The sequence below is a fragment of the Bacteroides sp. L10-4 genome (assembly GCF_013373675.1).
GTDB lineage: Bacteria > Bacteroidota > Bacteroidia > Bacteroidales > Bacteroidaceae > Bacteroides > Bacteroides muris.
In genome coordinates this window covers 1-7,762 of sequence record NZ_JABXJH010000096.1, presented here as the reverse complement: position 1 = coordinate 7,762, position 7,762 = coordinate 1, and the positions used below count along the sequence as shown (strand labels likewise).

The following is a 7,762-nucleotide window of genomic DNA, read 5'->3' as shown; positions in this document are numbered from 1 at the left end:
TCCACGCTTTACATTCTATCGCTGACACGGCCTGGAAAAACGGACAATCCCCTCTTAAAGCTATATTGGCGCTCGTCTAAACTGACGGGCTAATTCTTCGTATCCTTTGTTCTCGCTGAATAGTTACATAGAAGCCAATCAAGTGATGTTATCTGTTAAAAATGGGACTACAGACCTAAGCGCAATTTTGTTTCTTAAATAATACAAAAAACACCCAGCTTTACATTACTAGACGTAAAACTAAGTGTTCTTTTTTTTTACAAATCACTGATTTTCAGCTTTTATTGCGGAGAGAGGGGGATTCGAACCCCCGATACCCTTTAGGGGTATACACGCTTTCCAGGCGTGCCTCTTCAACCACTCGAGCACCTCTCCTTGTTCGGGGCGCAAAAGTAAGGGAAGTTTTTGAAATTACCAAATGTTCGGGCAAATAATATTAAAAGTCTGTTCAAGCAACCACTACCAGAACGGACTTTCAACACTCAACAAAACATACTTACCATTACCGTGACCTGACTTCCCGTTTCATGAAGTATGACATACGAAAGGACAAAACAGATAACAGTAGCTTCAATCAGTCCGGTGAGTTGCAGCCCCCCCAAAAAAAGGCCTCTGTCCCAATGGCAGCGGGCTAGAACCACTTTATCACTTTACTCTGAATGATTATACCGACGTGTGGTCGTAATAGTTCCTATTCCCGGATACTTTTCCGCCAAATAATCAAAGGCACGACGGGGAAGAAAACCTGTAATTTGAACGAAGATATATTTGCCCCGATTCATTGTTTTGAGTTTTTGAACAAAGCTAAAACAACTTTTCAACTCAAATCGTCACGCCCCAAAAAGAGAGGTAATTATGCGATTATCAAGGAAATCTCCACTTTTGGATACAACAGCACAGGAAAAAAAACAAGGAGTTTCTCATGATACCGATTGACAACGCGTTCGGGTCAAAATGGTAACTGCCGGATATATCAGCATGTCATCGTTCGAAATACCCAAACACCCAATTTCACATTTTTACGCTGAATATATAATAAAAGTAACCTATATGTAACAGCAATCTGAAAGTTATTATTTAAATTTGCAACGTTTTTTAATAGTTTAATCAAATTAATTAAAATCTCATGGCAAAAAGAATGCGATTCATTCTTTCCACAATTATGGTGATAGTTGCAATGACAGCCAAGGCTCAGGTAACTACCGCCTCATTAAGTGGAAAGGTAACAGACCCAACCAAGGAAGCCATTATCGGTGCAACAGTTCAGGCTATACACGAGCCTTCTGGAACACGATATGGCGCAATTACGAACATTGATGGTCGTTATACCATTCAAGGTATGCGAGCAGGCGGACCTTACAGTGTGGAAGTTTCTTACATCGGTTACCAAACAATGATGTTTAAGGATGTGACCCTTCAATTAGGTGAAGTCTACAATTTGAATGTACAGATGCAAGAATCATCTGAACTTCTTGACGAAGTAATCGTTACAGCTCAAAAGACTAAATTCGCTTCCGAGAAGACTGGAGCGACAACCAACATTTCCAATACACAGATTGCCAACATGCCTTCTATAAGCCGCAGCATTACCGACTATTCCCGTTTGTCTGCTTACGGTGGCAATGGTATGTCGTTTGCTGGATCTGACGGCCGTACTGCCAACTTCACAATCGATGGTGCCAATTTCAACAATAACTTCGGTTTGAGTTCTAACCTACCTGGTGGTGGCAATCCCGTCTCTATCGAGGCAATTGACGAAATTCAGATTGTCATCTCTCCGTTTGACGTACGCCAGACCAACTTCATTGGTGGCGGTATCAATGCCATTACCAAATCTGGTACTAACACTTATAAGGGTACAGCTTATGTTTATCACCAAAATGAAAACATGCGCGGTGACGCCATTGATCGTGAAGCAATTTCCGGTGCTCGCGAGAAAGACCAGTCTACTACATACGGCTTTACTATCGGTGGTCCAATAATCAAGGACAAGCTCTTCTTCTTTGCAAACGGCGAGATGCGGAACACTCCGGCAATCGCCAATCGTTGGCGTGCCTCCGAAGACGGAGTTGCCAATGCAGATGCTTACATCTCACGTGCAACTGTTGCCGATTTGCAGACAGTATCCGACATAGCAAAAGAAAAATATGGCTATGACACCGGTTCGTTCAGCAGCTTCCCTTCTGACAATAAGAATACTAAATTATTGGCACGTATAGACTGGAACATCAACAACAACCATCACTTGGCTTTGCGTTATAACTATACCAAGAATATCATATGGAATAGTCCTAACTCTTCCTCTATGGACGGTGGTACTCGCATGTCGGGTGGTCGTACTTCACAGTATGCCATGTCGTATGCCAACTCCATGTATTCAATGGACAACCTGGTACATTCAGTGTCTTTCGACCTTAACAGCCGCTTCTCCGCTGCCTTGTCCAACCAGTTTTTGGCAACATTCTCTAAGTTGGATGACGTACGTGGTACCAATTCCAGCATTTTCCCGTTTGTCGATATCTTGAAAGACAATCAGAACTACATTTCTTTTGGTGAAGAACTTTTCACTTACAATAACGCAGTCCACAACACAGTATGGAACATTAAGGACGATGTAACTTACTATGCCGGCAATCATAAAATCATGGTTGGCTTGAACTATGAGCATCAAATGGCCGACAACCAGTATCTCCGTAACGGTACAGGATATTACCGCTATACCAGCCTGGATGACTTTATTCAAGGAGCTGCTCCGGAAATTGTATGTTTGACTTATGGCTATAACGGTGAAAACGAACCTGCATCACGTGTTCAGTACAATAAATTGGGCTTCTACTTGCAAGACGAATGGAACGTACGCTCTGATTTCAAGGTTACAGCAGGAGTACGCTTCGATGGACTCTTCTTTGATAATAGTGACTTGATGACCAACAATGCTATTCTCAATCTCGACTACAACGGTCGTCATATCGATACCGGCAAATGGCCAGGAAGCTCATTGACAGTATCTCCTCGTGTAGGTTTTACTTGGGATATTTTGGGAGACAACACTTTGAAGCTGCGTGGTGGTAGCGGTTTGTTCTCCGGACGTCTGCCTTTGGTATTCTTTACCAATATGCCTACCAATGGCGGTATGATTCAATATCAGGCACAGATTAATGCCAAGAATGCAGCAGACAAAGGTTTCACTATGGATGAATTCAAAGGTGGAATCCTTGGTACAGAAGCTCTGAAACAAAAGCTTTATGATTTGGGGTATCCTAAGACAATCACACCGGAGGACGGTACAGTTCCTTCAAGCATTTGCGGTGTCGATCCCGACTTTAAAATGCCACAGGTCTGGAAGTCTTCAATTGCTGTAGATTATACAGTCCCCGTATCATTCCCATTGAACGTAACGGTAGAGGGAATCTACAACAAGACTCTAAATGCCGCCATGTTGAGAGACTGGAGCCAGAAAGACGTAAACGGCTTTACACGCTTCAATGGTGCTGATAACCGTCCTGTATTCCCGTCCGACGCTACTTATACAGACGAAGCCGGCAAGAGTCTGCCAAGTGCTTACATGCTTGAGAATACAAGCCGCGGTTACGGATGGTCGACCAGCATTACCGTGAACGCAACGCCTGCCAAATGGATTAACTTGATGGCTGCTTATACGCATACAGTATCCAAAGAGGTGACTTCACTTCCGGGTTCCAATGCGTCATCAGTACTCAACTACCTTTCTACATACGAAGGTGTCAACAACTTCCGTTTGCACAATGGCCTTAACGTTACTCCCGACCGTTTCATTGCAAGTGCCACTATCAACGACAAGAGTGGCAACCACTATAGTTTTATTTACGAAACTTGGCGTGGCGGTTACAATTACTCTTACATGCTTGCCAACGACATGAATGGTGACGGTTATAATTACGATGCTATTTATATTCCTACAGACAAGCAAGTTGCCGATGGTTCATTCCGTTTCGTCAGCGAGGATGACAAGACACGCTTCATGGATTATGTACACAACAACTCATACCTTAAGAATAATCAGGGTAAATATGCTGAACCTAACAGCCTTTATTCTCCTTGGGTACACCGTATAGATTTCTCTTATAAGCACGATTTCAACTTAAATGTACGTGGTGCCAAGCACAAATTGCAGTTGAGCTTTGACATGAAGAACGTACTTAACTTCTTCAATTCAAGCTGGGGAGTAAGTAAGCATTTGAATCCTGCTATCGGTAACGAAGCCCGTATCTTGAAGTATGAAGGTGTAGACGCTGAAGGTTTTGCTACATTCTCAACTCCGACGTCTATAAATGGCAACACCAAGACTTGGACTCTCAACCATGCTATCGGTCAGTGCTGGTATGCTTCTATCGGTATTAAGTATTGTTTTAACTGATTATCAAATTAAGAATAATTGAAGAAAATGAAAAAACATCTATTTATAGTACTTGCTGCTGTGATTTCTCTTTTCTCAAGCTGCGCTGAAGATGATGCAGCAATAGGCTTGTCAGGATTGAAAGTTTCACAGTCGTATGTTGCGCTGCCGATTGAAGGAGGTAGCACCGACATTACAATTGAATCGAAGTCCGAATGGATTATCACAGGTAACGACAAGGCCGATTGGCTTACCATCTCTACTACTCAAGGTCCTAAAGGCGAAAGCAAAATCACATTCTCTGCTGATGAAGCTGTGGATGGCCGTTCAGTGGAACTGAAGCTGAGCAGTGCCAATGAAACTCAGAACTTGACTATCATGCAAGGCTTGCCAGTCATTTCGGAAGCTACTTGTGCCGAGGTAATAGCCGGTCCCGAAAAGAAAATCTATAAAGTGACCGGTGTTGTTTCAAATATTTCCAACACCGTTTACGGCAACTGGAATATTGTGGATGCCACCGGTAAGGTTTACGTCTATGGTACTTTGGATGCCAAAGGCAATGAGAAGAATTTTGCCAGCCTTGGTCTGGAAGAAGGTGATGAAGTAACAATACAAGGTCCCAAAGAAAGCTACCAAGGTACTCCTCAGCTTAAGAATGTTACTGTGCTCGAGATTAACAAATCGCTCATCAAGGTCGACTCTGTCTACAATGATGTACTTCCGGTTGAGGGTGGTATCTTCGAAGCATACATTATAACCAAAGGTGACGGCGTTTCTGTAGAAATTCCTGAGGATGCCAAAGAATGGTTGTCTATTGTCTCTATCGACCAGAACGGTACAGATGCTTGCGTGAAGTTCCAGGCTGCCAGAAACGAAGGTGGTGACCGTTCAACCAGCATTACATTCCGCACTACTGACGGTAAGAAAGATTACACAAGCAAGACTGAACTCTCACAGAAGGGCGCTATTGTGGAAGCTACTGTTGCTGAATTCATTGCCGCCGAGGTTGGTGCTACACAATACCGCATTAGTGGTGTAGTAACCAAGATTGCTAATAAAAAATATGGTAATATCTACATCAAGGATTTCTCGGGTGATGTATATATCTATGGTATCAAAGATTTTGCTGATTCTAATATCAAGGAAGGTGATATTGTAACTCTCGTTGGTCCACGTGCCGAATACAACGGTAAGCCACAGATGACTAATGCCGAGGCAAAGGAAGTGAAAAATGTAAAAGTAGTTACTGTTGCCGAATTCCTTGAAAAAGAAGAAAGTACTTCACAATATTACCAGTTGACCGGTACTGTATCAAATATCGCAAATACCGTTTATGGTAATTTTGATATTGCAGATGAAAGCGGCAAGGTATATGTTTATGGTCTTCTTACAGGCTGGAATGGCGCAAGCAAACAGTTCGAATCACTGGGTATTGTTGAAGGTGATAAGATTACTATATGCGGTGTTCGTGCCAGCTACAGAGATTCCGATCAAGTGGGAAGCGGATTCTTCATTTCTAAAGTGACTGAATAAAGAATTTTGTATCATACAGTAAATCCGCAATGTCATCTACATACACAGTGATGGCAGTGCGGATTTCTTTTAATAATTATATGTCATGAATAAAAGATATTACAATCTGATTTTAGCGATTTGCTTGTTGCTGCCATTGTTCTGTGGATGTAGTTCAGATGATTCTTCAGAAATGAGCGAACATCCCACTATCAATGACATCCAACTCACTGAACAGGGTTCCAAGCGTGAAGTACTATATGCTATTGATGGCGGCAAAGGCTTAACATTGGATGAATCAATCCGTTCTCAAATCAATATTGCAGCAAATAAGACTATTTCCGGTAACGGATTCACCTTTTCAGAAGAATTTGATACTAATGACCTATCGTCACTTCCCGATTACTCCACCATAAAGCAATGGAGTGACAAGGCTGTGGCAAAAGCAAAAACTTCTTATTGGGTACGCTATCAGCTTCCTTCACAAGTTGCCATGTTCAAGCTCCGCATCGCATACATTGACGGAATAAATGTAGGAGTGGAACACAATGCAGCCCAAAGAATTGTGATAGAAAACAAAAATATGAATATATCCACCCAAGGACAAAATTATGTGACAGAATACGAAATACCACATCTTATGGAGGGTAATACCTACGTGGAGCATGAAGTTACAGTCGGTGGCAACAAGGTGCTTAACTATGCAATGGAATGGAACGACCACATGAAACATTCTCGCTGGGTGGCCTATAGCTACGATGCCATTACAGGTGCAAAAAATGTAACCAGAAGTGATGATGCCTGGGCAGTAGACCCATTGCTACCGGAGAGCATGAGGGTTGACAACAGCTGGCATACCAATGATGGGTTCGACCGAGGACATCTCTGTGCCTCCGATGACCGTTCTTTTTCTACAGAAGCCAATAAGCAGACTTTCTACTTCAGCAACATGAGCCCACAACTCAACTCATTTAATAGCGGTTACTGGGTTACCTTCGAGCAGTTACTCAATTCATGGGCGCGCAAAGGCAATGTCTTTGGAAGTACATACGACAAAATCTATGTGGCAAAAGGCGGAACGCTCGACAAGCTTTTGACCGATTATAAGGGAACTAAGGCAGGAGGAGATGGAGTGATGCCTGCTACAGACTCAAAGGGGTTCACATCAAAAGGATTGCCTGTTCCGCAATATTACTTCATCGCCATATTAGCTCATCGTGCCAATCAGCTTGTCGACATAGCTACATCATATCAGGCCATCGGTTTTTGGGTGGAACATCGTGATGATTACGGCTATACTCTCGAACATCCGCTGAATAGGAATGACGCCCAAGCAAAAGCCATCAGCATTGATGAACTTGAAAAAAAGACAGGCATAGACTTCTTCTGCAATCTTCCCGATTATATTGAGGATGAAGTGGAAAGTAGCTATAATGTCGACGATTGGACCTGGTAGTATCATGTGTTATCCACAAAGAAATATTCGTGAATCCAAACATAAACAACGATATTACAGCATTACTTTATCGGCATTAAAGTGATACTTTATCGGTATCACAGCGATACTTTATTTCAAATAAATATAAAGTAGGAACATTCGGTAAATGTCCCTAAAACGTAAGATGGCATATAAAGTGATAGAATATAATCACTTTATATGCCATTGTTATTGTCCTTTTTCTGGGTCACTCGTAGATTCTAGTGGGGTTATGCATAAATTTTAGTTAGTCTATACAAGAAAAACGGTATAAGTAGTTATTCATAATTATTTCACCTATGTCGAAATTACATTATCTTTGCTTCGAACAAAACTGCGTGATAAATGAAAATCAAGAAATTGACGCTGAGCGATTCCGAACGTCGGGAACTTACCAC

General features: G+C 42.2%; 3 protein-coding genes and 1 tRNA gene. 3 read left to right on the top strand and 1 reads right to left on the bottom strand.

What is annotated here, in order from left to right; all coding sequences use genetic code 11:
• Positions 1-287: 287 nt before the first annotated feature.
• Positions 288-375: transfer RNA gene (locus HU824_RS18565), tRNA-Ser, on the bottom strand.
• Positions 376-1,126: 751 nt separating this feature from the next.
• Here HU824_RS18565 and HU824_RS18560 point away from each other — a divergent pair.
• The 3 genes from HU824_RS18560 to HU824_RS18550 all read left to right on the top strand — a co-directional run bounded on the left by HU824_RS18560 (position 1,127) and on the right by HU824_RS18550 (position 7,343).
• Positions 1,127-4,396 (top strand): TonB-dependent receptor domain-containing protein, encoded by a 3,270-nt coding sequence (locus HU824_RS18560; RefSeq protein ID WP_176469658.1) that lies wholly within the window; start codon positions 1,127-1,129, stop codon positions 4,394-4,396.
• Positions 4,397-4,423: 27 nt separating this feature from the next.
• The gene (locus HU824_RS18555; protein WP_176469657.1) at positions 4,424-5,908 is read left to right on the top strand and encodes a BACON domain-containing protein; all 1,485 of its coding nucleotides are present in this window, start codon (positions 4,424-4,426) and stop codon (positions 5,906-5,908) included.
• 85 nt (positions 5,909-5,993) lie between these two features.
• Positions 5,994-7,343, top strand: coding sequence for a DNA/RNA non-specific endonuclease (locus HU824_RS18550; protein ID WP_176469656.1), 1,350 nt, complete (start codon positions 5,994-5,996; stop codon positions 7,341-7,343).
• Positions 7,344-7,762 lie beyond the last annotated feature (419 nt).

Coding starts and splice junctions, on each gene's coding strand:
- HU824_RS18550 (WP_176469656.1), top strand. CDS start 5,994: ATGAATAAAAGATATTACAATCTGATTTTAGCGATTTGCTTGTTGCTG.
- HU824_RS18555 (WP_176469657.1), top strand. CDS start 4,424: ATGAAAAAACATCTATTTATAGTACTTGCTGCTGTGATTTCTCTTTTC.
- HU824_RS18560 (WP_176469658.1), top strand. CDS start 1,127: ATGGCAAAAAGAATGCGATTCATTCTTTCCACAATTATGGTGATAGTT.